At 70.1% G+C, this 24,987-nt stretch carries 24 protein-coding genes; 11 read left to right on the top strand and 13 right to left on the bottom strand.

Annotation, left to right across the window (positions count from 1 at the left end; translation table 11 throughout):
- Window positions 1–175: 175 nt before the first annotated feature.
- From ACIBU0_RS13190 to ACIBU0_RS13165, 6 genes are all read left to right on the top strand, one after another.
- On the top strand, window positions 176–1,387 hold the full coding sequence (locus ACIBU0_RS13190; protein ID WP_398816912.1) for an ROK family transcriptional regulator: 1,212 nt from the start codon (window positions 176–178) through the stop codon (window positions 1,385–1,387).
- A 133-nt stretch (window positions 1,388–1,520) separates the two neighbouring features.
- Window positions 1,521–2,609: a sugar ABC transporter substrate-binding protein gene (locus ACIBU0_RS13185; protein WP_398816909.1), complete on the top strand. Its 1,089-nt coding sequence runs from the start codon at window positions 1,521–1,523 to the stop codon at window positions 2,607–2,609.
- A 228-nt stretch (window positions 2,610–2,837) separates the two neighbouring features.
- Window positions 2,838–3,629, top strand: a complete 792-nt coding sequence (locus ACIBU0_RS13180) for an ATP-binding cassette domain-containing protein (RefSeq protein WP_398816906.1) — start codon at window positions 2,838–2,840, stop codon at window positions 3,627–3,629.
- A complete protein-coding gene (locus ACIBU0_RS13175) occupies window positions 3,626–4,948 on the top strand; it encodes a sugar ABC transporter permease (protein ID WP_398816206.1) in 1,323 nt (440 codons plus the stop codon). Before ACIBU0_RS13180 ends, ACIBU0_RS13175 begins: the two co-directional genes overlap by 4 nt.
- Before the next feature lie 239 nt (window positions 4,949–5,187).
- The gene (gene dxs / locus ACIBU0_RS13170) at window positions 5,188–7,116 is read left to right on the top strand and encodes a 1-deoxy-D-xylulose-5-phosphate synthase (RefSeq protein WP_398816203.1); all 1,929 of its coding nucleotides are present in this window, start codon (window positions 5,188–5,190) and stop codon (window positions 7,114–7,116) included.
- Window positions 7,117–7,282: 166 nt separating this feature from the next.
- Window positions 7,283–8,806 (top strand): amino acid permease, encoded by a 1,524-nt coding sequence (locus ACIBU0_RS13165; RefSeq protein ID WP_398816200.1) that lies wholly within the window; start codon window positions 7,283–7,285, stop codon window positions 8,804–8,806.
- Between the two features lie 36 nt (window positions 8,807–8,842).
- On the opposite strand, the gene ACIBU0_RS13160 is transcribed toward ACIBU0_RS13165, so the two are convergent.
- The gene (locus ACIBU0_RS13160; protein WP_398816197.1) at window positions 8,843–9,214 is read right to left on the bottom strand and encodes an NTP pyrophosphohydrolase; all 372 of its coding nucleotides are present in this window, start codon (window positions 9,212–9,214) and stop codon (window positions 8,843–8,845) included.
- Window positions 9,215–9,264: 50 nt separating this feature from the next.
- Window positions 9,265–10,161 carry an NAD(P)-dependent oxidoreductase gene (locus tag ACIBU0_RS13155; protein WP_398816194.1) on the bottom strand — a complete coding sequence of 299 codons (897 nt, stop codon included), beginning with the start codon at window positions 10,159–10,161 and terminating at the stop codon, window positions 9,265–9,267.
- A gap of 84 nt (window positions 10,162–10,245) precedes the next feature.
- On the opposite strand from ACIBU0_RS13155, the gene ACIBU0_RS13150 reads away from it, so the two are divergent.
- The 3 genes from ACIBU0_RS13150 to ACIBU0_RS13140 all read left to right on the top strand — a co-directional run bounded on the left by ACIBU0_RS13150 (window position 10,246) and on the right by ACIBU0_RS13140 (window position 11,968).
- Entirely contained in the window at window positions 10,246–10,704 is a 459-nt protein-coding gene (locus tag ACIBU0_RS13150; RefSeq protein WP_398816191.1) for a hypothetical protein, read from the top strand.
- 76 nt (window positions 10,705–10,780) lie between these two features.
- Window positions 10,781–11,797 carry a hypothetical protein gene (locus ACIBU0_RS13145; protein ID WP_398816188.1) on the top strand — a complete coding sequence of 339 codons (1,017 nt, stop codon included), beginning with the start codon at window positions 10,781–10,783 and terminating at the stop codon, window positions 11,795–11,797.
- A 42-nt stretch (window positions 11,798–11,839) separates the two neighbouring features.
- Complete coding sequence (locus tag ACIBU0_RS13140) at window positions 11,840–11,968, top strand: hypothetical protein (protein WP_398816185.1); 129 nt, start codon at window positions 11,840–11,842, stop codon at window positions 11,966–11,968.
- A 63-nt stretch (window positions 11,969–12,031) separates the two neighbouring features.
- Here the strand turns inward: ACIBU0_RS13140 and ACIBU0_RS13135 are convergent, their stop codons facing one another.
- The 10 genes from ACIBU0_RS13135 to ACIBU0_RS13090 form a co-directional block, all read right to left on the bottom strand.
- Entirely contained in the window at window positions 12,032–14,161 is a 2,130-nt protein-coding gene (locus ACIBU0_RS13135) for a 3-hydroxyacyl-CoA dehydrogenase NAD-binding domain-containing protein (RefSeq protein WP_398816182.1), read from the bottom strand.
- Window positions 14,158–15,375 (bottom strand): thiolase family protein, encoded by a 1,218-nt coding sequence (locus ACIBU0_RS13130; protein ID WP_398816179.1) that lies wholly within the window; start codon window positions 15,373–15,375, stop codon window positions 14,158–14,160. Before ACIBU0_RS13130 ends, ACIBU0_RS13135 begins: the two co-directional genes overlap by 4 nt.
- A gap of 246 nt (window positions 15,376–15,621) precedes the next feature.
- Entirely contained in the window at window positions 15,622–16,902 is a 1,281-nt protein-coding gene (locus ACIBU0_RS13125; RefSeq protein ID WP_398816176.1) for an HRDC domain-containing protein, read from the bottom strand.
- A 218-nt stretch (window positions 16,903–17,120) separates the two neighbouring features.
- Window positions 17,121–17,645 (bottom strand): hypothetical protein, encoded by a 525-nt coding sequence (locus ACIBU0_RS13120; RefSeq protein WP_398816172.1) that lies wholly within the window; start codon window positions 17,643–17,645, stop codon window positions 17,121–17,123.
- 98 nt (window positions 17,646–17,743) lie between these two features.
- Window positions 17,744–18,943 (bottom strand): putative T7SS-secreted protein, encoded by a 1,200-nt coding sequence (locus ACIBU0_RS13115; protein ID WP_398816170.1) that lies wholly within the window; start codon window positions 18,941–18,943, stop codon window positions 17,744–17,746.
- Between the two features lie 10 nt (window positions 18,944–18,953).
- The gene (locus ACIBU0_RS13110) at window positions 18,954–19,268 is read right to left on the bottom strand and encodes a hypothetical protein (protein WP_398816167.1); all 315 of its coding nucleotides are present in this window, start codon (window positions 19,266–19,268) and stop codon (window positions 18,954–18,956) included.
- A gap of 191 nt (window positions 19,269–19,459) precedes the next feature.
- Window positions 19,460–20,167 (bottom strand): hypothetical protein, encoded by a 708-nt coding sequence (locus tag ACIBU0_RS13105; protein ID WP_398816164.1) that lies wholly within the window; start codon window positions 20,165–20,167, stop codon window positions 19,460–19,462.
- Between the two features lie 109 nt (window positions 20,168–20,276).
- Window positions 20,277–20,597 carry a DUF4333 domain-containing protein gene (locus ACIBU0_RS13100; protein WP_398816161.1) on the bottom strand — a complete coding sequence of 107 codons (321 nt, stop codon included), beginning with the start codon at window positions 20,595–20,597 and terminating at the stop codon, window positions 20,277–20,279.
- Window positions 20,598–20,910: 313 nt separating this feature from the next.
- Window positions 20,911–21,573, bottom strand: a complete 663-nt coding sequence (locus ACIBU0_RS13095) for a response regulator transcription factor (protein WP_003997051.1) — start codon at window positions 21,571–21,573, stop codon at window positions 20,911–20,913.
- Between the two features lie 212 nt (window positions 21,574–21,785).
- On the bottom strand, window positions 21,786–22,463 hold the full coding sequence (locus tag ACIBU0_RS13090) for a DUF3000 domain-containing protein (RefSeq protein ID WP_398816157.1): 678 nt from the start codon (window positions 22,461–22,463) through the stop codon (window positions 21,786–21,788).
- 112 nt (window positions 22,464–22,575) lie between these two features.
- Between ACIBU0_RS13090 and hemE the strand changes: the two genes are divergently transcribed.
- On the top strand, window positions 22,576–23,637 hold the full coding sequence (gene hemE / locus ACIBU0_RS13085) for a uroporphyrinogen decarboxylase (protein ID WP_398816154.1): 1,062 nt from the start codon (window positions 22,576–22,578) through the stop codon (window positions 23,635–23,637).
- 9 nt (window positions 23,638–23,646) lie between these two features.
- Here hemE and ACIBU0_RS13080 read toward each other — a convergent pair whose 3' ends face one another.
- Window positions 23,647–24,471, bottom strand: coding sequence for a rhomboid family intramembrane serine protease (locus ACIBU0_RS13080; protein WP_398816151.1), 825 nt, complete (start codon window positions 24,469–24,471; stop codon window positions 23,647–23,649).
- A gap of 92 nt (window positions 24,472–24,563) precedes the next feature.
- Between ACIBU0_RS13080 and ACIBU0_RS13075 the strand changes: the two genes are divergently transcribed.
- Window positions 24,564–24,896, top strand: a complete 333-nt coding sequence (locus ACIBU0_RS13075) for a hypothetical protein (protein WP_398816148.1) — start codon at window positions 24,564–24,566, stop codon at window positions 24,894–24,896.
- The last annotated feature ends 91 nt before the right edge of the window (window positions 24,897–24,987 follow it).

Here is a 24,987-nt window from a genome sequence, read left to right as displayed (position 1 = left end):
CACCCCACGTCATCCGTGAGCCACCCCACACAGGGGTGGCTTACGTGTGCGCGTACACATCCCCGGATCCGGTTCAACCTCTTGACGGGAGCCAACCCGAACGGCTCAGCTTAGAGTTCACTAGTTGGACACGAACGGGGCCTCACAGAAGCGGTCCCGCGCGCAGGAGGTCGTCGTGGAGACTCCGGGGTCGCAGTCGTCGCTGCACCGAGCCAACCTGGAGCGGGTCGTCCGGGCCGTCCGGCTGGCCGGATCCCTCACCCAGGCGGAGATCGCCAGGACCACGGGTCTGTCCGCCGCGACGGTCTCCAACATCGTGCGCGAGCTCAAGGACGGCGGAACGGTCGAGGTCACGCCCACGTCGGCGGGCGGCCGCCGGGCCCGCAGCGTCTCGCTGAGCGGCGACGCCGGGATCGTCATAGGGGTGGACTTCGGCCACACCCATTTGCGCGTCGCGGTCGGGAACCTCGCCCATCAGGTGCTGGCCGAGGAGTCCGAGCCGCTGGACGTCGACGCCTCCTCGGCCCAGGGCTTCGACCGGGCCGAAGAGCTGGTCAACCGGCTGATCGCGGCGACCGGCGTCGACCGGTCCAAGATCGCCGGGGTGGGTCTCGGCGTGCCCGGACCCATCGACGTCGAGTCCGGCACCCTGGGCTCGATGTCCATCCTGCCGGGCTGGACCGGCACCAAGCCCGCCGAGGAGCTGCGCGGCCGCCTCGGCGTGCCCGTGCACGTGGACAACGACGCCAACCTGGGCGCCTTGGGCGAGCTGGTCTGGGGCAGCGGGCGGGGCGTCAGGGACCTGGCGTACATCAAGGTGGCCAGCGGTGTCGGCGCCGGTCTGGTCATCAACGGCAAGATCTATCGGGGCCCGGGTGGCACAGCGGGAGAAATCGGGCATATTACTCTTGATGAGTCCGGCCCTGTCTGCCGCTGCGGAAACCGGGGCTGCCTGGAGACCTTCGCGGCCGCCCGCTATGTGCTTCCGCTCCTCCAGCCCAGCCACGGCACCGATCTGACCATGGAGGGCGTCGTACGGCTGGCCAGGGACGGTGATCCGGGCTGTCGTCGGGTGATCGCCGACGTCGGCCGCCATATCGGCAGTGGAGTCGCCAACCTCTGCAATCTTCTGAACCCGAGCCGCGTGGTTCTGGGCGGTGATCTCGCCGAGGCCGGCGAGCTGGTCCTCGGGCCCATCCGGGAGTCCGTGGGCCGCTACGCCATCCCCAGCGCGGCGCGTCAACTCTCCGTTCTCCCAGGGGCACTTGGTGGTCGCGCGGAGGTGCTCGGAGCACTCGCCCTCGCGCTCAGCGAGATGGGGGATTCGGCACTTTTGGACGGAAGTGTCGCCGGCACCCTGCCCATGGCCACCGCTGCCTTCACTTAGAGAACGGTTGGCACCGTTGCCAACCCGTTAAGGATTTACTTCTTGACGTCGCACGTGTGGCCGAGTTGACTTCCAGCCACCTCGGCCGCAGTGTCGCGGCCTCGTCAGGGAGGTTTCTCAAGTGAACACGCTCATGCGTCGTGCGGCCGTGTCCGTGGCGATCTCGGCCCTCGCCGTCTCGGTGGCCGCCTGTGGCAAGGCCGGTGACAAGGACAACGACGGCGGCAGCAGCGCCGGCACCGGCGGCAAGTCGATCGGTCTGCTCCTGCCCGACAACGTCACCGCGCGGTACGAGAAGTTCGACAAGCCGTACTTCGAGGACAAGGTCAAGGAGCTGTGCGGCGACTGCACCGTCTCCTACGCCAACGCCGCGGCCGACCCGGCCAAGCAGGCTCAGCAGATGAGCAGCATGGTCACCAAGGGTGTCAAGGTCATCGTGGTCTCCGCCCAGGACTCCGCCGCCATCAAGTCCTCCATCGCCTCCGCGGTGAGCAAGGGCGTCAAGGTCGTCGCGTACGACCGGCTGGCCCAGGGCCCGGTCTCCGCGTACGTCTCCTTCGACAACGTCAAGGTCGGCGAGCTCCAGGGTCAGGCCCTGCTCGACGCCCTCGGCTCCAAGGCGACCGCCAAGTCGAAGGTCGTCATGATCAACGGTGACGACGCCGACCCGAACGCCGCGCAGTTCAAGGAAGGCGCGCACAAGGTCCTCGACGGCAAGGTCGACATCGCCTACGAGCAGTCGGGTCTGTGGAAGGACACCGTCGCCGCGCAGAAGATGTCCGCCGCCATCACCCAGCTGGGCGCCAAGAACATCGCGGGCGTGTACGCCGCCAACGACGGCATGGCCGGTGGTATCGCCAACACCCTCAAGGGTGCGGGCATCAGCACCATCCCGCTGACGGGCCAGGACGCGGAGCTCGCGGCCATCCAGCGGATCGTCGCCGGTACCCAGTCCGCCACGGTCTACAAGGCCTACAAGCCCGAGGCCGAGACCGCCGCCGAGCTCGCGGTCAACCTGCTGCAGGGCAAGGACATCAAGTCCCTGGCCGACACCTCGGTGACCAGCGGCTCCGGCGACAAGGTCCAGGCCAAGCTCCTGACCCCGGTCTCGGTGACCGTGAAGAACATCAAGGACACGGTAGTCAAGGACGGTCTCTACACCGTCGCCCAGATCTGCACCTCGGACTACGCCGCCGCGTGCAAGAAGGCCGGTCTGCAGTAAGTCCGGTCCGCAGCGACCCGCCGCTTCAGCGGCGAGCGAACCTGTCCGGCGCCCGTCCCACCTTCCAACCCCGCTGCGGGACGGGCGCCGGACGCAACCATGACCGACGCAGCCGTTGTCAGGACGCACCGGCCGCGCGCATGTTCATCCTGTAAATCCGTGCTTCGAGCACAACCCGCCGCGCCCCACCCCGAGCGCGGCATTCCCGCCGGTCAGGCGGCGAAGGAGATGATTCACGTGTCCGCTACGCCCGTGCTGGCGTTGCGCGGAGTCTCCAAGCGATTCGGTGCGGTGCAGGCCCTCACCGACGTCGATCTGGAGGTCCACGCCGGAGAAGTGGTCGCCCTGGTGGGCGACAACGGCGCCGGAAAGTCCACGCTGGTCAAGACGATCGCCGGTGTGCATCCCATCGATGAGGGCGTCATCGAGTGGGGCGGCAGCCAGGTCAGCATCAACAAGCCGCACGACGCCCAGGGACTCGGCGTCGCGACGGTCTACCAGGACCTCGCCCTGTGCGACAACCTCGACGTGGTCGGCAACCTCTACCTCGGACGCGAACTGCTGCACCGCGGCGTCATCGACGAGGTCTCGATGGAGCAGAAGGCCCGCGAGCTGCTGAGCACGCTCTCCATCCGCATCCCGAGCGTGCGCATCCCGATCGCGAGCCTCTCCGGCGGTCAGCGTCAGGTCGTCGCCATCGCGCGCGCCCTGATCGGCGAGCCCAAGCTCGTCATCCTCGACGAGCCCACCGCCGCCCTCGGTGTCGAGCAGACCGCCCAGGTCCTCGACCTGGTCGAGCGGCTGCGCGAGCGCAACCTCGCCGTCATCCTCATCAGCCACAACATGGCAGACGTGAAGGCGGTCGCCGACAACGTCGCCGTGCTGCGCCTGGGCAGGAACAACGGTTTCTTCTCCGTGAAGGACACCAGTCAGGAAGAGATCATCTCCGCGATCACGGGTGCCACGGACAACGCCGTGACCCGTCGTGCGGAGCGTCGCGGCGCGGAGGCGGCAAAGTGAGCGACACATCCAAGGTTTCCAAGCCGGACACCGAGACGGAGGCGCAGACCACCGTCGCGCCCGCCGACGACCCCACCGCTGCGCCGGTCGCCGTCGTCGACCCCCGGCTGCTGGTCCGCGAAGAGGGCTTCAAGGGCTACTGGACCGAGTTCAAGCGCAAGGTCAAGGGCGGTGAGCTGGGCTCGCTGCCGGTGGTGATCGGCCTGATCGTCATCTGGACGATCTTCCAGCTCCAGAACGACCGCTTCCTGAGCGCCGACAACCTCTCGAACATCAGCTACTTCCTCTCGGCCACCGGCATGCTCGCCATCGGCCTGGTGTTCGTGCTGCTGCTCGGCGAGATCGACCTGTCGGTCGGTTCCGTCAGCGGTCTGGCCTCCACCCTGTTCGCCGTGTTCGTGGTGAGCCACGGCATGAACGCCTGGTTGTCGCTGGTCCTCGCGGTCCTCACCGGCATCGGTGTCGGCGCGCTGCAAGGCTGGTTCTTCGCCAGGATCGGCGTACCGGCGTTCGTCGTCACCCTGGCCGGCTTCCTCGGCTGGAACGGTCTGATGCTGTGGCTGCTGGGCGACAGCGGCACCATCAACATCCCGTCCGAATCGGGTCCGGTGCACCTGCTCGGCCAGAGCTCGTTCTTCATGGACCAGGCCATCATCGGCGCGTACCTGCTGGCCGGCCTCGGGGTCGTACTGACCCTCGTCGGCAACCTCAACGACCAGCGGCGCCGCAAGGCCGCCGGCGTGCCGTTCCGGCCGACCAGCGAGATCCTGCTGCGCGTCGGTGCGCTCGCGGTGGCGTCCTTCGTCGCCGCGGCCGTGCTGAACGACGCGGCCGGTGTCTCCAACGCGCTGGTGATCTTCCTCGCCGCGCTGGTGATCGTGGACTTCGTGCTGCGTCGCACGACCTACGGCCGCAAGATCTTCGCGGTCGGTGGCGGCATCGAGGCGGCCCGCCGTGCGGGTATCAACGTGCCGCTGATCCGGATCACGGTGTTCGCGATCTCCGGTGGGTTCGCGGCGGTCGGCGGCATGTTCTTCGCCGGCCAGACCGCGAGCGCCACGCTCAGCGCCGGCGGCGGCAACACGCTGATGCTCGCGATCGCCGCCGCGGTCATCGGTGGTACGTCGCTGTTCGGTGGGCGTGGGTCGGTGTGGTCGGCGCTGCTGGGCATGCTGGTGATCCAGTCGATTCAGACCGGTCTCGACCTGCTGAACATGAACACGTCGATCCAGTACATGATCACTGGTGGCGTTCTGCTGGGTGCGGTGGTCATCGACTCCGTGTCCCGTAAGTCGCAGAAGGCCGCGGGGCGCGGGTAGCGCGCAGCGCGGATAGCGCCGAGCGCCGTCGGGGCGTGGGTGAGCTGGCGGGTGCCGGTCCGTTGTGGCCGGTCGCGCAGTTCCCCGCGCCCCTTCGCGGCGTTGTACTACCCGGTGTCATCGGGTAGGGCCGATCGTGTGATGTGCCAACCCCGGGCCGGGAACCTTCCGGCTGAGCGGAACATTAGACTCGACGAGCCCGGCAACAGCTCGAACAGCTCTACTGCAAGGAGGCACGGGTGCCGCTGCTGACCCGCATCACGGGACCGCGCGATCTGGACCGGCTCAGCCCTGAGGAGCTGGACCAGCTGGCCGAGGAGATCCGGACCTTCCTCGTCGACGCGGTTTCCAAGACCGGCGGCCACCTCGGCCCCAACCTCGGCGTGGTCGAGCTGACCATCGCTCTGCACCGGGTCTTCGACTCGCCCAGGGACAAGGTGCTGTGGGACACGGGCCACCAGTCCTACGTGCACAAGCTGCTCACCGGGCGTCAGGACTTCTCGCGGCTGAAGATGAAGGGCGGCCTGTCCGGCTACCCCTCGCAGGCCGAGTCCGAGCACGACGTCATCGAGAACAGCCATGCGTCGACGGTTCTCGGCTGGGCCGACGGCCTCGCCAAGGCCAACCAGCTGCGCAAACGCGACAGCCATGTCGTCGCCGTCATCGGTGACGGCGCGCTGACCGGCGGCATGGCCTGGGAGGCGCTGAACAACATCGCCGAGGCCAAGGACCGCCCGCTCGTCATCGTCGTCAACGACAACGAGAGGTCGTACGCGCCCACCATCGGCGGTCTCGCCAACCACCTGGCGACCCTGCGGACGACCGACGGCTACGAGCGCTTCCTCGCCCGCACCAAGGAGATCCTCGACCGCACGCCCGTCGTCGGCAAGCCCCTCTACGAGACCCTCCACGGCGCCAAGAAGGGCCTCAAGGACTTCATCGCGCCGCAGGGCATGTTCGAGGACCTCGGGCTGAAGTACGTCGGGCCGATCGACGGGCACGACATCGATGCGCTGGAGTCGGCGCTCGCGCGGGCCAAGCGGTTCGGCGGGCCGGTCATCGTGCACTGCCTCACCGAGAAGGGCCGGGGCTACCAGCCCGCCCTCCAGGACGAGGCCGACCGCTTCCACGCCGTCGGCAAGATCCACCCCGACACCGGGCTGCCGATCGCCACCAGCGGCGCCGACTGGACCTCCGTCTTCGGCGAGGAGATGGTCAAGCTGGGGGAGGAGCGGGACGACATCGTCGCCATCACGGCCGCGATGCTCCAGCCCGTCGGCCTCGACAAGTTCGCCAAACGCTTCCCCGAGCGGGTCTACGACGTCGGCATCGCCGAGCAGCACGGCGCCGTGTCCGCGGCGGGCCTGGCGACGGGCGGGGTGCACCCCGTCTTCGCCGTCTACGCCACCTTCCTCAACCGCGCCTTCGACCAGGTCCTCATGGACGTGGCCCTGCACAAGTGCGGGGTCACCTTCGTGCTCGACCGCGCCGGCGTCACCGGCACCGACGGCGCCTCCCACAACGGCATGTGGGACATGTCGATCCTCCAGGTCGTCCCCGGGCTGCGGCTGGCCGCCCCGCGCGACGCCGACCAGGTGCGGGCGCAGCTGCGCGAGGCCGTCGAGGTCACGGACGCGCCGACCGTCGTCCGCTTCTCCAAGGGCGCCGTCGGCCCCGCCGTACCCGCCGTGGGGCGGGTGGGCGGCATGGACGTCCTGCGCGAGCCCGGCACGGACACCCCGGACGTGCTCCTCGTCTCCGTGGGCGCCCTCGCGCCGATGTGCCTGGAGATCGCGAAACTCCTCGACAACCAGGGCATCTCCACCACCGTCGTCGACCCGCGCTGGGTCAAGCCCGTCGACGAGGCCATGGCCCCGCTCGCCGAGCGGCACCGCGTGGTCGTCACCGTCGAGGACAACAGCCGCGTCGGCGGCGTCGGCTCGGCGATCGCACAGGCCCTGCGGGACGCGGGCGTCGACGTCCCGCTGCGTGACTTCGGCATCCCGCCGCGCTTCCTCGACCACGCCTCCCGCGCCGAGGTCATGACCGAGATCGGCCTCACCGCCCCCGACATCGCCCGCCAGGTCACCGGGCTGGTCTCCAGGCTGGACGGCCGCTTCGACCGCGCGGCCGCCGAGGTCGACTCGGTGGAGCCCGCCCGGGACTGACCGCAGGACAGCCGGGACTGACCACCGCTGTACGGCCGGATGGGCCGGTGCGCCACTCATGCTGGTGGCGAAACCGGCCCATCTGTGTGAATCCGCCCGCGCCGGGGCATGCGTACCACGCCCCCTCTCGATCATGTCGAGGACGACAAGCGTGGGAGGTACGCCCGTGAGCAGCACCCTCTTCCGGACGAAGAGAGTCGAGCAGTCCATCCTCGACACCGAGGAGCCAGAGCACGCGCTCAAGAAGTCCTTGTCCGCGCTGGATCTGACCGTCTTCGGTGTCGGCGTCATCATCGGCACCGGCATCTTCGTTCTCACCGGCACCGTCGCGAAGAACAACGCCGGGCCCGCGGTCGCCCTGGCGTTCGTCACGGCCGGCGTCGCCTGTGCACTGGCCGCGCTCTGTTACGCCGAGTTCGCGTCCACGGTCCCGGTCGCCGGGTCCGCGTACACGTTCTCGTACGCCTCCCTCGGTGAACTGCCCGCCTGGATCATCGGCTGGGACCTGGTCCTGGAGTTCGCGCTCGGTACGGCGGTGGTGGCCGTCGGCTGGTCCGGCTACATCCAGTCGCTCATGGACAACGCGGGCTGGGAGATGCCCGCCTCGCTGGGCAGCAGAGAGGGCGCCGACGTCTTCGGCTTCGACATCCTCGCCGCCGCGCTCGTCCTCGTTCTCACCGGCATCCTCGTGCTCGGCATGAAGCTGTCCGCGCGGATCACCTCCCTGGTCGTCGCCATCAAGGTCACCGTCGTCCTGACCGTGATCATCGCGGGCGCCTTCTTCATCGACGGCGACAACTACGACCCGTTCATCCCCAAGGCGCAGGAGGTGGACGCCGGATCCAGTCTCCAGGCGCCACTGATCCAGTTGATGTTCGGCTGGGCGCCCTCCAACTTCGGCGTGATGGGCATCTTCACCGCCGCCTCGGTCGTGTTCTTCGCCTTCATCGGCTTCGACGTGGTGGCCACGGCCGCCGAGGAGACCAAGAACCCGCAGCGTGACATGCCGCGCGGCATCCTCGGCTCCCTCCTCATCTGCACCACGCTGTACGTCGCCGTGTCGATCGTCGTCACCGGTATGCAGCACTACAGCCGGCTGTCCGTGGACGCCCCGCTCGCCGACGCCTTCAAGGCCACCGGGCACCCCTGGTACGCGGGCTTCATCAGCTTCGGCGCCGCGGTCGGCCTCACGACGGTCTGCATGATCCTGCTCCTCGGCCAGACCCGTGTGTTCTTCGCGATGAGCCGCGACGGGCTGCTGCCCCGCTTCTTCTCCCACGTCCACCCGCGGTTCAAGACCCCGCACCGCCCGACCATCCTGCTCGGCGTGATCATCGCGATCCTCGCCGGCTTCACCCCCCTCACCGAACTCGCCGCGCTGGTGAACATCGGCACCCTGTTCGCCTTCGTGGTCGTCGCCATCGGCGTGATCATCCTCCGCAGGACCCGCCCCGACCTGCACCGGGCCTTCCGCACCCCGTGGGTGCCGGTGATCCCGATCCTGTCGGTGCTCGCCTCGCTGTGGCTGATGATCAACCTGCCCGCCGAGACCTGGGTGCGGTTCGGCATCTGGATGGTCGTGGGGTTCTTCGTGTACTTCCTCTACGGCCGCTCCCACAGCCGTCTCGGACAGCGCGAGGAGACGACCGTGACCGACGTGGAGAAGGGGGAGCCCGGGAACACCGCGTAACCGACCAGGACGCTCAGGGCCGCGTACGGCAGCCGACTACGGCCGAACCGTACGCGGCCCCGCCACGTCCGCCCCCAACTCCGTCACCCTGCGCCGCAGTTCCCGATCCGCGGTCACCACCAGACTGGGCCGCCCGGCCGCCTGCTCCACCAGCTCGACCATGTGGTCGTCCCCGCTCCCGGCAGCGGACTCCACCCGCACGCCCGGCACGGACGCCACGCCCCGAGCCGCCCCCTCCACCACGAGCACGATCTCCACGGGCCCCGCCCGCCCCGGCACCCCGTCCACCGCCAGCCGGTCCCGCAACCGCTCCGCGGCCCCCCGCCGATCCCGCCACCACCCGTCGGGCACCGACCCGACCACGTTCGCGGCGTCGACGATCACGAGCAGGGGGGCGTCCTCGTTCATGCGCCCAGGGTCGCACGGCGTCCTGTGGCAGGCCGAGCCGGCCGGACGGCTCACTCCTCGGCCGTCCCCTTCTCGTCGAAGCTCGCGAAGTACGCCGCCGCCATGTCCTCCGCCGCGTGCCCCTGAGCGGCCGCCCGCTCGAAGCGCTGCGCACTCGCCTCGGCCACATCCAGGCGTACGCCGTACCGCTCGCCCGCCTCCACGATGAGCCGTGCGTCCTTCGCCGCCGTGGCCACCGCGAACTGGGCCGGGGACAACCCGTCCTTCAGCACCAGCCCGGACTTGGCCCGCAGATACCCCATGTCGAGCGGGCCGCCGTCGATCACCTCGAAGAACCGCTGCGGATCCACGTCGAGTGCCTTGGACAGCGCCAGCACCTCACCGGCCGCGTTCGTCACGGCGAGCACCCAGCTGTTGGCGACCAGCTTCAGGCGGGTCGCGGTGCCCGCCGCGCCGTCCTCGCCGGTCCACACCGTACGGGCGCCGACGGCGTCGAACACCGGCGCCACCGTCGCCCGCCCCTCGATCGGCCCCGCCGCCAGCACGGTGAGCTGACCGGCCTCGGCGGGCTGCCGGGTGCCGAGGACCGGGGCGTCGTAGAAGACGAGGCCGTGCTCGCGGGCGAAGACGGCCAGGTCGGCGATGCCCTCGAGGCCGGCGGTCGTCGACTGCACCCACACCGCACCGGAGCGCAGCGCGGGCGCCGCCCTCCGCATGACATCCAGCGCCGCCGGACCGTCGTACAGCATGGTCAGGACGACGCCGGCGCCCTGCACCGCCTCGGCGGGGGAGCCGGCCACGAACGCTCCGTCGGCGGCCAGGGGCTCGGCCTTGGCGCGGGTGCGGTTCCAGGCGCGGACGGTGTGTCCGGCCCTGACCAGGTTGCGGGCCATCGCCGCGCCCATGATGCCGGTGCCCAGGACGCTCACGGTGAGCTTGTCGGTCATGACGTCGACTTCCTGTTCTCGTACGTACCTTGCTGAGGGGGTACGGCTACCATCGCATCGTTGAGGAAGGCGGGGGGCTGTTCGGTGGCTGCTGAGATCCATGTGGACGAGATCACCCGGATCCTCACCGGTACGGTCGTCCGCTCCGTCGGCAGAGCGGTGGACATGGGCGTCGTCGAGTTCGGCGGCCCCCAGGGCGAGACGGTCATGGTCCACATGCAGTGCCCGTTCCGGATCGTGCGGCACGGGAAGATCCTCCTGGGCTCCGCGGACATGCGGTATGCGCAGAAGGGGGCGGGACCCCAGGCCTTCGATGCGTTCCGCATGATCTACGACGCCCGTGCGACCAGGCTGAACACGATTCTCGGTGAGCTTGGCCCCTGCGTCGACGGTGTGACCGTCGGCGAGGCGGGGGAGCTCACTGTGAGCTGGGAGCCCGGCTTCCGGCTCATGACGTTCCCCGACTGCTCCGGGCAGATCGAAGCCTGGCGGGTGCTCGTCCGCGGGGGAGCCCACCACGGATTCCCGCCGGACACTGTCTGACCCGGCTGCCGGACGCCGGACAGCCGCACAGGGGGCCGGGAGATGGCCGCGCACCCGCCCCGCATATGGTGATCCGGTGAACGGCGACTGGCTCATCCGCGGCCGCGACGGCCGCCTCAGCGTCTATCTGCCGACCGACGACGCCGTCCTGTGCCGGGCGGAACTCGGACCCGGCGGCCCCTGGGGACCCCCGCGCCGGGTCGGCGGCGACCAGAAGCTGCGCCCCGGCCCCGCAGTCGGCCAGGGGGCCGACGCCTACGCCCATCTGGCCGCCTGGCGCCCCACCGTGCCGGGCGAGGCGGGCCTGGTGCACTCCACGCACTTCCGGCCGCACCTGGCCGCGCTGGACTGGATCTCCATCGGCCACCCGAACAGGACCGGCGACCGCACCGGCACGCCCGCCGTCACGGTCGACGCGCAGGGGCGGGCGCATGTCTTCGTCCGCAACAAGGGCGGCGGAGTGAGCATGCGCGGGCAGAAGGAGCTGGGCGGCTGGGGCCCGTGGCGCGACCTCAAGGGCAGTGAGGTCGACGACCGACTGGCCGCCGTGACGGGGGAGTCCGGGCTCGTCGGGCTGTACGCGGCCGTACCGGGCGCCATCCTGCACTGGCGGCAGGAGAAACCGGGCAGTGTCCCGGTCCTGGAGGAGGTGATGGAGACCCCGGTCCGCCCGGGCACCCTCCGCGCCCTGGCCACGTCAGCGGACCACACGACCCTGTTCTACACGGACGACTCGGGCGACCTGTGCGCCTGGCGCCCCGGCACCAAGCCCGTCACCCTCGTGCCGTCCGCCGGCCCGGGCCCGGTGTCCGCGATCCGCTGCGAACTCGACGGACACGACTGCACGTTGCTCGCCCAGCGCTCGGCGAGCGGCCGTGTCGCCTTCGCGGCATATCCGACGGAGCAGGAGTCGGCGGGCGCGTGGTGGACCGAGTCGGGCCCGCAGCTCGCGGCGGACGCGGTGGTGGCGCTGGCGGTGGACGCGGACGAGCGGGTGGTGGCGGCCACGTTGTCGCCGTCGACGGGGCAGCTGCTGATCACCCGGCGCAAGGACGAGCCGGGGCTGGCGCTGGAGGCATGGCGGGAGCTCTGAGCGGGCCTGATGCGCAAGACCTTCGGGGGTCGGTGCGCCAGGATGACCGTCGTGGACACCGCCGACCCGTCGCACCCGGCTGTCGGCATCCACGGCCGCGCCGAGCGCCACCAGGACGGCACGGACCTGCGCGTCGTCCACGTCGAGGACGTACGCCCGACCGCCGGATGAGACAAACGCCGGTGCCCTGCACACCAGTCGGCGTGCAGGGCACCGGCGTTCACAGTGGAGCGCTTACGCGGGGACGCTCGCCACGCCCGGCGCCAGGAACTTCTTGCCGTTCACGCGCTCGGAGACACCCTCGCGGTCCAGGTACGGCGTGATGCCGCCCAGGTGGAAGGGCCAGCCGGCGCCCGTGATCAGGCAGAGGTCGATGTCCTGGGCCTCGGCGACGACGCCCTCGTCCAGCATCAGGCCGATCTCCTGCGCCACGGCGTCCAGGACGCGGTCGCGGACCTGCTCCTCGGTCAGGACGACATCGCCCTGCTTCAGGAGCGCGGCGACCTCGGGGTCCAGCTCCGGCTTCCCGGAGTCGTAGACGTAGAAGCCGCGCTTGCCGGCCTTGACGACGGCCGCGAGGTTCGGGGAGACCGTGAAGCGGTCCGGGAAGGCCCGGTTGAGGGTCTCCGAGACGTGCAGGCCGATCGCGGGGCCGACCAGCTCCAGCAGGACCAGCGGGGACATCGGCAGACCGAGCGGCTCTACGGCCTTCTCGGCGACCTCGACCGGCGTGCCCTCGTCGATGACGTTCTGGATCTCGCCCATGAAGCGGGTCAGGATGCGGTTCACGACGAACGCCGGGGCGTCCTTCGTCAGCACCGCGGTCTTCTTCAGCTTCTTGGCGACGGCGAACGCCGTGGCCAGCGAGGCGTCGTCCGTCTTCTCGCCGCGGACGATCTCCAGCAGCGGCAGGACCGCCACCGGGTTGAAGAAGTGGAAGCCGACGACCCGCTCGGGGTGCTGGAGCTTCGACGCCATCTCCGAGACCGACAGCGAGGAGGTGTTGGTGGCGAAGATCGCGTGCGCCGGGGCGACCGCCTCCACCTCCGCGAACACCTGCTGCTTGACGCCGATCTCCTCGAACACGGCCTCGATGACGAAGTCCGCGTCCGCGAAGCCCTCGGCCTTGTCCAGGACACCGCTGACCAGCGCCTTCAGGCGGTTGGCCTTGTCCTGGTTGATACGGCCCTTGCCGAGCAGCTTGTCGATCTCGGCGTGGACGTAGCCCACACCCTTGTCGACGCGCTCCTGGTCGATGTCGGTCAGCACGACCGGCACCTCCAGGCGGCGCAGGAAGAGCAGGGCGAGCTGCGAGGCCATCAGGCCCGCGCCGACCACGCCCACCTTGGTGACGGGACGCGCCAGGTTCTTGTCCGGGGCGCCCGCCGGACGCTTGCCGCGCTTCTGCACCAGGTTGAAGGCGTAGATGCCGGCACGCAGTTCGCCACCCATGATCAGGTCGGCGAGCGCCTTGTCCTCGGCGTCGTAACCCTGCTGCAGGTCGCCGTTCTTGGCGGCGGCGATGATGTCCAGCGCACGGTAGGCGGCCGGAGCGGCGCCGTGCACCTTGCCGTCGGCGATGAAGCGGCCCTTGGCGACGGCCTGGTCCCAGGCCTCACCGCGGTCGATCACCGGGCGCTCGACCTCGACGTCGCCCTTGAGGACCTGAGCCGTCCAGATCAGGGACTGCTCCAGGAAGTCCGCGCCCTCGAAGATCGCGTCCGCGATACCGAGGTCGAAGACCTGCCGGCCCTTGAGCTGCTTGTTCTGGTTGAGGCTGTTCTCGATGATCACCTGGACGGCCTTGTCGGCGCCGATCAGGTTCGGCAGGATCGTGCAGCCGCCCCAGCCGGGCACCAGGCCGAGGAACACCTCGGGAAGCGAGAACGCCGGGAGCGCCTTGCTGACGGTCCGGTACTTGCAGTGCAGACCGACCTCGACGCCACCGCCCATCGCGGCACCGTTGTAGTACGCGAACGTCGGGACCGCGAGGCCGCCGAGTCGCTTGAAGACCTCGTGGCCGCCCTTGCCGATGGCGAGCGCGTGGTCGTACTCCTTGAGGATCTCCACGCCCTTGAGGTCGGCGCCGACCGCGAAGATGAACGGCTTGCCGGTGATGCCGACGCCGACGATGTCGCCGGCCGCGGCCTCCGCCTCGACCTGGTCGATGGCGGTGTTCAGGTTCGCCAGCGAGGCCGGGCCGAAGGTGGTCGGCTTGGTGTGGTCGAAGCCGTTGTCCAGCGTGATCAGGGCGAAGCGCCCGGCGCCGAACGGCAGGTCGAGGTGGCGTACGTGCGCACTCGTGACGACCTCGTCCGGGAACAGTTCGGAGGCCTGCTTCAGAAGCTCGGCGGTGGTGCTCACTTGTCCCCCTCGAAGTGCGGGTTCTCCCAGATGACCGTCGCGCCCATGCCGAAGCCGACGCACATGGTGGTCAGGCCGTAGCGGACGTTCGGCTGCTCCTCGAACTGGCGGGCCAGCTGCGTCATCAGACGGACGCCGGAGGAGGCCAGCGGGTGGCCGAAGGCGATCGCGCCGCCGTACTGGTTGACGCGCTCGTCGTCGTCGGCGATGCCGTAGTGGTCCAGGAAGGCCAGGACCTGGACGGCGAAGGCCTCGTTGATCTCGAAGAGGTTGATGTCCTCGATCGACAGACCGGCCTTGGCGAGGGCCTTCTCGGTCGCCGGGATCGGGCCGTAGCCCATGACCTCCGGCTCCACGCCCGCGAAGGCGTAGGAGACGAGGCGCATCTTCACCGGGAGGTTGTTCTCGCGGGCGAAGTCCTCGGAGGCGATGATCGAGGCGGTGGCGCCGTCGTTCAGACCGGCCGCGTTACCGGCGGTGACCCGGCCGTGGACGCGGAACGGGGTCTTGAGACCGGCGAGGCTCTCCAGGGTGGTGCCCGGGCGCATCGGCTCGTCGGCGGTGACCAGGCCCCAGCCCGTCTCGCCCGCCTCGGGGTTGGTGCGGCGCACCGAGATCGGTACCAGGTCCTGCTGGATCTTGCCGTTGGCGTACGCCTTGGCGGCCTTCTCCTGCGAGCGCACGGCGTACTCGTCGGCGCGCTGCTTGGTGATGTGCGGGTAGCGGTCGTGCAGGTTCTCCGCCGTCATGCCCATGAACAGGGCGGACTCGTCGACCAGCTTCTCGCTGACGAACCGCGGGTTCGGGTCCACGCCCTCGCCCATCGGGTGGCGGCCCATGTGCTCGACACCACCGGCGATGACGGCGTCGTAGGCACCGAAGGCGATGGAACCGGCGACCGTGGTGACGGCGGTCAGGGCGCCGGCGCACATGCGGTCGATGGAGTAGCCGGGGACCGACTGGGGCAGACCGGCGAGGATGCCCGCCGTGCGGCCGAGGGTCAGGCCCTGGTCGCCGATCTGCGTGGTCGCGGCGATGGCGACCTCGTCGATCTTCTTGGGGTCGAGACCGGGGTTGCGGCGCAGCAGCTCCCGGATCGCCTTCACGACGAGGTCGTCGGCGCGGGTCTCGTGGTAGATGCCCTTCGGGCCCGCCTTGCCGAACGGGGTGCGGACGCCGTCGACGAAGACGACGTCCCTGACGGTACGAGGCACGATGGCTCTCCTCCAGGGTGCGGGATGGCACTGCTGCGGCACGCATGCGCTGAGCGCGCGCTCAGGCCCATGCTACTTGTGGGTAACGTAGCTGCACAGTCCTGACGAGGGGAGCGGCGAAGGTCACACCTTCGGGGAGCCGTCGGGCCTCTGACCGGAGATCGCGTCGGTCCGGCGGCGCGGGCGACTGCGCGACCAGCCAGAAGGCACCCGCAGTCGCCGTACGAGAGGAACCTCCTACGGCGACTAGGCGGACAACGCGGCAACCAAAACCGGCGTGACCTGCTCAACCTGCCAAGCCCGGGCACCGTAACCAGCCAGCGCCTCGGCAACCGACTCGGCAGTCACCGCCTTCGGCGGCTCCCAGCAGACCCGCCGCACCGTATCCGGCGTGATCAGATTCTCCTGAGGCATGTTGAGCTGCTCGGCCAGCGCGGAAACCGCGGCCCGAGCCGCAGACAACCGCGCCGCGGCCACAGGATCCTTGTCGGCCCACGCACGCGGCGGCGGAGGGCCCGTCACCGGCTGCCCGGGCGCCGGCAACTGGGATTCGGCCAAAGCCTTCGCACGATCCACCGCGGCCTGCCACTGCTCCAGCTGCCGCCGCCCCATCCGATGACCGAAACCATTCAGCGCGGCAAGGGCGTGCACGGTCCCGGGCACGGCGAGCGCGGCCTCCACGATGGCCGCGTCGGACAGCACCTTGCCCGGCGACACATCCCGCTTCTGGGCGATACGGTCCCGCGTCTGCCACAGCTCCCGCACCACGGCCAGCTGTCGACGCCGCCGCACCTTGTGCATCCCCGACGTCCGACGCCAGGGATCCTTGCGCGGTTCGGCCGGCGGCGCGGCCGCGATCGCGGCGAACTCCTGCTGCGCCCACTCCAGCTTCCCCTGCCGGTCCAGCTCCTTCTCCAGCGCGTCGCGCAGATCGATGAGGAGCTCGACGTCCAGCGCCGCATACCGCAGCCAGGGCTCGGGCAGCGGCCGGGTCGACCAGTCGACGGCGGAGTGCCCCTTCTCCAGGACGAACCCGAGCACGCTCTCGACCATCGCACCGAGGCCGACCCGGGGGAACCCGGCGAGCCGCCCGGCCAGCTCGGTGTCGAACAGCCGGGTCGGCACCATGCCTATCTCGCGGAGGCAGGGCAGGTCCTGGGTGGCGGCGTGCAGCACCCACTCCACACCGGACAGCGCCTCGCCGAGTCCCGACAGGTCGGGGCAGGCCACGGGGTCGATCAGGGCGGAGCCCGCGCCCTCGCGGCGCAGCTGCACCAGGTAGGCGCGCTGGCCGTAGCGGTAGCCGGACGCCCGTTCGGCGTCGACGGCGACGGGGCCCGAGCCCGCGGCGAAGGCGGCGATCACCTCGGCGAGGGCGGCCTCGTCGGCGATCACGGCCGGAATGCCCTCGCGGGGCTCCAGCAAGGGGATCGGCGCCTCCGTAACAGAAGATCCGCCGTCGTCCGGAGGGGCGCCTCCGGTGGTTCGCAGTGAAGTGTCTGCTGCGGTTTCTTGGGCGTCGGTCACATGTCAAGGGTATCTGCATGGGCGAGCGCCTGACCTGCATGTTCTGGACACGTTGGCGCTGACCTGCGGAAACACCTCTCGCCGTTGCTGACGGCAAACCGGTGCTTCTCGGCCAGGTGTGCCCTTGACGGACTCCGCGGATCCCGCCCCTGGCGACGTCGCCAAGGGCGGGAGGCCCGGTGGGGCGCCTTGCGCCGCCCCGATCCGTCGGACGGGCTCTAACCCTCCGGGCTGGAGGTGGTGGCCGGGCGGAGGGTGGAAACAAAGGCCTGGAAGTCCTCCAGGACGTCCTTGAGCTGGCTCGTCTTCGCCGTCAGCGCGATCTCGATCTCGGCGCGCTCACTGCGCCGCTGCTCGTTCTCCAGCACCAGGATGAACTGGCTCTGCGCGAGCTCCATGGGCTGCCCGTTGACGGTGGCCTGGATGCGCAGGTTCTGCACGATCCCCGGAGCGTCGATGAGGCCCGGCGCCGGGGATGTGCCCACCTCGGTGCGCTTGACGACGTCGACGGGGCCGACGTTCTCGCGCAGCCGCCGCACCGACTCCTCGGCGAGGCCGTGCAGGCTCGACGAGCCCTCCAGGGTGTGGCCGGTGACGGTGATGTTCGGCATGAAGCCCTGACCCCGGGAGGCCATGTGCAGGGCGACGAAGGCGGCGTGCGGGGCGCCGACCTCGTCCGGGGGTGCCGACTGCCAGCCCTGCGGGAGCTCGACGTCGAGCGGCACCGGAAGTGTGCCCGGCATGGTGGATCAACTCCTTGCGGTACGGGTTCCGACGGTACGGGAAGCGAGAGGGAAGGGGCGACGGCAGGCCGCCCCGGGTGGGGCCGCCCGGCGGCTGGTCAGTCGAACCAGTCCCCGATCGCGTCGACCGCGTCGCCGGCCGCGTCGGTGACCTTGCCCGGGTCGATCTCGATCTGACCGCCGAGCTTGCCGCCGACGCCGACGGCGACGCCCAGGTCGCCGCCGATGACGAACTTGCCGTCCTTCATGCCGGCGTCGAAGTGGGCCTCGGCGCCGGCACCGGCCCACGCCTCCGCCGTGCCGCCGACGCCGACACCCGCGACGGAGGCATGCCCCTCCGCGCTGGCCTTGGCACCGGCGAAGGCCTCACCGCCGACGTGGGCGCCGTCCGTGCCGATCGAGCCCTTGACGCCGGCCTCCGCGCCCGCGTACGCCTCTGCCTTGCCGGAGGTCTCGAAATAACCGGCCTCGTACTTGCCCTCGGCCGTGGCCTGGGCGAGGTAGGCCTTGCCGGACGCCTGTGCGGTGGCGTTCCCGTCCACGAGTCCCACCCCGGCGGAGGCATCGACGCCGAGGAGGTTGACGCCGGCCTTGCCGGAGACCTCGCCGCCCGCGAACTCACCGCGCCCCTTGGCCTCGGCGCCCCACACCTTGGCGTCGGCCGAGACGGAAGGGCCGGCCACGGTGACGCCCGGTCCCTTGCCCTCGCGCAGCGCTTCCCTTTCCTGCAGCGTCATGTTCTTGTGGTCGCCCCACGTCCTGACGGTCCGTGGATCGCGTGCCCGTTCCAGCTCGCCGAGCTGCTTGGACGTCGCGCCGGTGTCGTCCTGCGCCGCCTCGGAGGCCCAGAACAGCCAGTCGGGCGCGTTGTCGCCCTCACCGCCCTGCGCCTTGAACTTCTTCGCCGCCGCGTCGCCCTCGGCCTCGACATGGGCGCGCGCTGCCTCCAGCAGCTGCTCGCCGGCGCTCTCGTCGCCCCCGTCGTACAGCCGGATGGCCTCTTCCGCCTGCCCCTGGGCCCACTCGAGGGCTCGGGCGTAGTCCCGCAGCGCTGCCGCGGCCGCGCCGAGCGAGTCCGAGCCGCGGTACCACTTCTGCTTCTGGCCCGAGAAGTCCTCCCAGAAGGCGTTGCTGGCCTCTCCGTGCCAGCTGGGGATGCGGACGGAGCCGAGCTCGTCCCCGATGCCGTCGAGGGTCTTCGCATGGCCGTCGAGCTTGTCCGCGTCACCCGTGAGCTTCGACGGGTTTCCCGGGATGAGTTCGCGCGGGTCCTGGGTGGAGCCGAGTCGTGCTGCCATTGCTTCCCCGTCAGTGGCTCGGGCCGGCGGCGACCGCGGGCCCGGTGAAGTGGTTCTGGGATTCCTGCTCGGCGCGCTCGTAGGACGCGGCGTTCTCGTCCAGCTTGTCCGCCGAGTTCTCCCCGTCCTCCTTCATCGGGCTCTTGATGGCCTCCATCCAGGTGGCCATCAGACTGCCGAACTCCTCGGCCGCGTCGCCGTGGCCGAAGTCGCCGCCGTCGTCCCCGAGTTCGTCGAGCTTCACCTTGTCGCTCCTGCCCACGGAGTCCTTGATCTTCTTGGAAGCCGACCGCAGTTCGGACGGCTCCACATCGAACTGGCCCATCCGCTCCCCCCTCTCCGTCCGAGCGGGTGCGAACGCACGGCCACACCCTGATCGTTGAAAACCTCAAGAGGATCTCTCAACGCGCGGACGCAACGACATCGGCCCTGGACATCACCATGATCCCTACCGGGAAGTTTCATAGTGCGACCAAATCGTGCGTCTCAGGAGGGCAGCGGGTGGAAGCGGCTGTGCTACGACGCCTGCGGAGGCCGGGTGGGCGACATGATTCCCAAGTGGCCGACGGCGTCGGCGAGATACTCGAGGGGCTCGTCGAACGTCTCACTCCTCAGGGCGGTCCCCTCGCGCCAGGTGATCAGCTGACCGTCGTGGAGACGGAGCGGCATCTCACGGGCGCGGGGGTCGGACGTGAGGAACTCCGCCAGACCGCCGAGCACAAGGGGCCGGGCGCGCTCCTCGTCGCGGGAGACGATGTGGAAGTCCTCGTCGAGCTGCGGGATTCCCACCTTCATGGCCCGTCCCCGCTGGACGGTGTCGAGCCAGCCGTCCCGGTAGATGCGCAGGTCCGGAACCTCTGTGCCCAGGTTCAGGGCCCAGACGGAGTGGACGACGACGTTCGTCGTGGTCGTGTCGATGTCCCTGTTGTAGTAGCGGTACTCGAAGGCGCGGAAGCCGTATCCGCGGTGAGTGCCACTGATGACGTTGTCGCCCGGGATGCCGCTGGCCTTGATGGGGAGCGGCTCTGACCCCTGGTACGCGTCGACGAGGCTCGGCGCCAACTCCTCGTACGTCCACCCGCGGCTCTCGGCGAACGACCGCAGCTGAACGTACGCCTCTTGCTCCTCGCGCTTCTTGCGGGCCTTGCGCCGGTTCACCCACACGACGAGCGCCGCGATGGCGCCGAACCACAGCAGGATCAGGACTGCTTCGATTCCACTCATGGTGTCAGCATCCCCTGGGGCCCTTCGCCGGTCCCAACCCCCTGGGGGTCCATCACAATCAGCACTTCGTGCTCACACATCTCCCACGTGCCCGCCCGGCAGCAGCCCCTCAGGAGGGCTTCTCGTCGACCTTGATGTCGTAGTCGACCGTGTCGCCGTCGACGGAGGTGACCTTGGCGGTCACGCCGAGGGAGACGCCGTCGCTCCCGGTGAGCGTGCAGCGCAGCGAGGCGCCGACCTTGCCGACGAGGTCCTCCGGGCACGTGATGTCCGGCTTCGGCTGCCCCGTCTGCGCGGCGAGCTTCTCGGCCATCGTGTTCGCCACCTCGTCCTTGGACAGCTTGGCCTCCGACGAGCAGCCCACCAGCAGCGCGGCGGCGGCTGCGGCGGCGAGGCTCCAGGAGGCCAAAGAGGTGGAGGACTTGGGCATAACGGGCTCCGTTCGGGGCAGGATGATCGCGAGCGCCGGAAGATGACACTCGTCGGTGCGCATGTCTATCAGCCCGCTCTGCCCGCTCGACCGGTCTTCACATCCTCCCGCTCCTGCCCGCGAGCGATCTTCACCTGCATGGACAGCGCCCGCCGACGGAACGTTCCGTCGGCGGGCGCCTGAGGGCCGTCAACCAGTCGGGTGAGGGAAGACACCGGTTCACGACAGGTGTGGGACGCGGGCGGGGATCAGCGGCCGATCCCGATCACGTCGGCGAGTGGTCGAGCAGGTGAATGATCAAACGGGCAAGGGGTTAGTGGATGATGCCGGTGCGCAGGGCCACGGCGACCATGCCGGCGCGGTCCCCGGTGCCCAGCTTGCGGGCGATGCGGGCGAGGTGGCTCTTGACGGTCAGTGCGGACAGGCCCATCGAGACGCCGATCGCCTTGTTCGACTGGCCCTCCGCCACCAGCCGCAGCACCTCGACCTCACGACCGGAGAGCTCGCGGTAGCCGCCCGGGTGGCTCGGAGCACCCGGGTGGCGACGGTGCATACGGGCGGCGGCAGCGCCGATGGGAGCGGCACCGGGCCGGGTGGGGAGCCCGACGTTGGTGCGGGTGCCGGTGACGACGTAGCCCTTCACACCGCCCGCGAGGGCGTTGCGTACGGCGCCGATGTCGTCGGCGGCGGAGAGGGCGAGGCCGTTGGGCCAGCCCGCGGCACGGGTCTCCGAGAGCAGAGTGAGGCCGGAGCCGTCGGGCAGGTGGACGTCGGCGACGCAGATGTCGCGGGGGTTGCCGATGCGGGGACGGGCCTCCGCGATGGACGAGGCCTCGATGACATCGCGCACACCGAGCGCCCAGAGGTGGCGGGTGACGGTGGAGCGGACGCGGGGATCGGCCACGACCACCATGGCGGTCGGCTTGTTCGGGCGGTAGGCGACCAGGCTTGCGGGCTGCTCGAGGAGAACGGACACCAGGCCTCCTGGGTGCGGGGACGGCTTTCAAGGTCACAGTCGTCTTCGGCACCAAACCCGTGGCCCTTTAGGGAAAGATCACGATTTAGTGAGTAACAATCGGGGCAATTCGGACACACGGTCGATCGTTCGGTGAGCAAATCGGCTCGATCAAGGCCCGTTCCTGACCGAAGGTGGCCGTATCGACAAAGTGACGGTCAAGTCGGTGGCGGTCAGCGGGACTGTGGATCACGGCGCTGCGGAAGCGTCACCACCGACGCGTCGCCCGGCCCCGCCGGGGGCAGGCCCGCGACCTGGGCCAGCAGGTCGCACCAGGACGCCAGGTGGGCCGCGGTGTCCGGAACGCCGCCCAGGCCCTCGCGGGGCGTCCACGAGGCCCGGATCTCGATCTGCGAGGCCGCCGGGCGCTCGGCCAGACCGCCGAAGTAGTGCGAACTCGCGCGCGTGACGGTGCCGCTCGGTTCGCCGTACGACAGTCCGCGCGCCTGGAGCGCACCGGTCAGCCACGACCAGCACACGTCGGGCAGCAGCGGATCGGCGGCCATCTCCGGCTCCAGTTCCGCGCGCACCAGCGTCACCAGCCGGAAGGTGCCCCGCCAGGCGTCGTGCCCCGCCGGGTCGTGCAGCAGCACCAGGCGGCCGTCGGCCAGGTCGTCGTCGCCGTCGACGACAGCGGCCTCCAGCGCGTACGCGTACGGGGCGAGGCGCTGGGGCGCCTTGGTCTGCTCGACCTCGATCTGCGGCCGCAGCCGACTGCCGCGCAGGGCCTCGACCGCGGCACGGAAAGCCGCGGGAGCCGAGTTGCGCGCATGCCGGTCCGCCTCCCCGGTGTCCCTCGCTTCATCCATGCCGCCAGTACCGTCCGACAGTCTTCCCTGAGCCGCAGCCATGCCGGAAGGTTAAGGGGAACCGGGGCTTCGCGCTGGGCTAGACACCCCGTTCCCGGTGTCGGCGCCGGACGGGCCGAACGACGCGGACCGGCGTCGTGCGAGACTTGCCACCGTGAGTGCCAACACGCAGCCGACGCCGCCGCCCGCCACCTACGACTCAGCCTTCCTCAAGGCGTGCAGGCGCGAACCCGTGCCGCACACGCCGGTGTGGTTCATGCGGCAGGCCGGGCGCTCCCTGCCGGAATACCGCAAGGTGCGCGAGGGCATCCCGATGCTCGAGTCGTGCATGCGGCCCGAGCTGGTCACCGAGATCACCCTGCAGCCGGTGCGCCGGCACGACGTGGACGCGGCGATCTTCTTCAGCGACATCGTCGTCCCGCTCAAGGCCATCGGCATCGACCTCGACATCAAGCCGGGCGTCGGCCCGGTCGTCGAGCACCCCATCCGTACCCGCGCCGACCTGGATCGGCTGCGTGACCTGACCCCCGAGGACGTCTCCTACGTCACCGAGGCCATCGGCCTGCTCACCCGCGAGCTCGGCTCGACCCCGCTCATCGGTTTCGCCGGCGCGCCTTTCACCCTCGCGAGCTACCTCGTCGAGGGCGGCCCGTCCCGCACGTACGAGAACGCCAAGGCGATGATGTACGGCGACCCCGAGCTGTGGGCCGACCTGCTCGACCGCCTCGCCGACATCACGGCCGCCTTCCTCAAGGTGCAGATCGAGGCCGGCGCCTCCGCGATCCAGCTCTTCGACTCCTGGGTCGGCTCACTCGCCCCCGCCGACTACCGGCGCTCGGTGATGCCCGCCTCCGCGAAGGTCTTCGACGCCGTCGCCGGATACGGCGTCCCCCGCATCCACTTCGGCGTCGGCACCGGTGAGCTGCTGAAGCTCATGGGCGAGGCCGGCGCGGACGTCGTCGGCGTCGACTGGCGCGTCCCGCTCGACGAGGCCGCCCGCCGGGTCGGCCCCGGCAAGGCCCTTCAGGGCAACCTCGACCCGACCGTCCTGTTCTCCACGCCGGAGGCGGTCGAGACCAAGACCCGCGAGGTCCTCGACGCCGCGGCCGGCCTGGAGGGACACGTCTTCAACCTCGGCCACGGCGTCATGCCCTCCACCGACCCGGACGCGCTGACCCGGCTCGTGGAGTACGTCCACACGCACACCGCCCGCTAGGGCCTGTGCTCACCACGTGTGCCGGGGCCGGGCCCGCCTGCCGAACAGCAGGCCGCGCGGTTCCGGCGGTGGTGGCGTGCCCGGCTTGAGCGGCCAGGCGAGCGCCATGCCGGCGAGGAAGCCGACGACGTGCGCCGCGTACGCCACGGTGCCCGCGTCGGAGACGCCCTCGCCGGACGAGTACACCGCCTGCAGCCCGAACCAGAAGCCTAGGACCAGCCAGGCCGGCAGCCGCAGCGGCAGGAAGACCAGGAACGGGACGAGGACCCAGACGCGGGCCCTCGGATACAGCACCAGATAGGCGCCCAGCACGCCCGCGATCGCCCCCGACGCGCCGATCAGCGGGTCGGCCGACTCGTCGTTGAGGAGCGCGAAGCCGTACGACGCCGCGTAGCCGCAGGCGACGTAGAACAGCGCGTACCGCACATGGCCCATGCGGTCCTCGATGTTGTTGCCGAAGATCAGCAGGAACAGCATGTTGCCGAGCAGGTGCAGCCAGCTGCCGTGCAGGAACATCGCGGTGAAGACGGACAGCACCGGGGACTTGTCGTAGCCCGGCGGGCCGATCACACAGCCCGGGCCCTGCGTGCCGAGCGCGACCTCGCCCGTCGGGACCACCCTCGGCAGCTGGTCGTGGATCAGCTCCCGTGGCACGGCCGCGTAGTGGTCCAGGAAAGCGTGCAGATGGCACAGCTGGGCCAGGCTGCTCTCACCGGCCACGGAGCCGGCTATGCCGGGCGTGGACAGGAAGACCAGGACGTTCGCGACGATCAGCCCGTACGTCACCCAGGGGGTGCGGCGGACGGGGTTCACGTCATGGACAGGGATGACCACGAGAGGTATCTGCCCGGGATACGTCCGGCGAATCGGTGAACGGGGCTGTCGCCGCGTGCGTATGTCCCGGCAACCGACGTGAGGAACAGGCGATGAACGACCGAGTTACTCCTCCTATTCACGCGTTGCCCGACGGGGAGGCCGAACTTGCCCTGGTGGTGCGGTTGCCGTGGGAAGACGTCGCCCGGCTGGGGCAGGAGGCCGGACGGCTGGCGACGCAGATGCAGCGGCCGGTGACGTTGGATGAGGCCGTGAGCCATCGGTTGCGGTCGGCTCGGCCGGGGGCGGCACATGCGAAGCCGGCGGGGGAACAGCCGGCTGCCGCCATGCCGCCGAGTGTGAGTGCGTCTGTGTCGTCGTTGCCGTCGCGGCCGCCTGCTGAGCAGGCTCGGCAGGCGATCGAGAGGATCAACGGATCCGCGTAAGCGCCGTAGGGGTGTGGGTCGGTCGGCGGCTGCGGGTTCGTTGTGGCTGGTCGCGCAGTTCCCCGCGCCCCTGAGGGCGTTGTCGGCGCCG

The organism is Streptomyces sp. NPDC049627 (assembly GCF_044465645.1).
Lineage (GTDB): Bacteria > Actinomycetota > Actinomycetes > Streptomycetales > Streptomycetaceae > Streptomyces.
This window is presented reverse-complemented; position numbering and strand designations above follow the sequence as displayed.

What these genes read in the sequence shown, in the direction of transcription:
- ACIBU0_RS13185 (WP_398816909.1), top strand. Translation starts at nt 1,521, where the DNA reads ATGCGTCGTGCGGCCGTGTCCGTGGCGATCTCGGCCCTCGCCGTCTCG.
- ACIBU0_RS13180 (WP_398816906.1), top strand. Translation starts at nt 2,838, where the DNA reads ATGATTCACGTGTCCGCTACGCCCGTGCTGGCGTTGCGCGGAGTCTCC.
- ACIBU0_RS13160 (WP_398816197.1), bottom strand. Translation starts at nt 9,214, where the DNA reads ATGAACGAGGACGCCCCCCTGCTCGTGATCGTCGACGCCGCGAACGTG.
- ACIBU0_RS13155 (WP_398816194.1), bottom strand. Translation starts at nt 10,161, where the DNA reads ATGACCGACAAGCTCACCGTGAGCGTCCTGGGCACCGGCATCATGGGC.
- ACIBU0_RS13140 (WP_398816185.1), top strand. Translation starts at nt 11,840, where the DNA reads ATGACCGTCGTGGACACCGCCGACCCGTCGCACCCGGCTGTCGGCATC.
- ACIBU0_RS13120 (WP_398816172.1), bottom strand. Translation starts at nt 17,645, where the DNA reads ATGCCGGGCACACTTCCGGTGCCGCTCGACGTCGAGCTCCCGCAGGGC.
- ACIBU0_RS13115 (WP_398816170.1), bottom strand. Translation starts at nt 18,943, where the DNA reads ATGGCAGCACGACTCGGCTCCACCCAGGACCCGCGCGAACTCATCCCG.
- ACIBU0_RS13110 (WP_398816167.1), bottom strand. Translation starts at nt 19,268, where the DNA reads ATGGGCCAGTTCGATGTGGAGCCGTCCGAACTGCGGTCGGCTTCCAAG.
- ACIBU0_RS13105 (WP_398816164.1), bottom strand. Translation starts at nt 20,167, where the DNA reads ATGAGTGGAATCGAAGCAGTCCTGATCCTGCTGTGGTTCGGCGCCATC.
- ACIBU0_RS13100 (WP_398816161.1), bottom strand. Translation starts at nt 20,597, where the DNA reads ATGCCCAAGTCCTCCACCTCTTTGGCCTCCTGGAGCCTCGCCGCCGCA.
- ACIBU0_RS13090 (WP_398816157.1), bottom strand. Translation starts at nt 22,463, where the DNA reads ATGGCTGCGGCTCAGGGAAGACTGTCGGACGGTACTGGCGGCATGGAT.
- ACIBU0_RS13075 (WP_398816148.1), top strand. Translation starts at nt 24,564, where the DNA reads ATGAACGACCGAGTTACTCCTCCTATTCACGCGTTGCCCGACGGGGAG.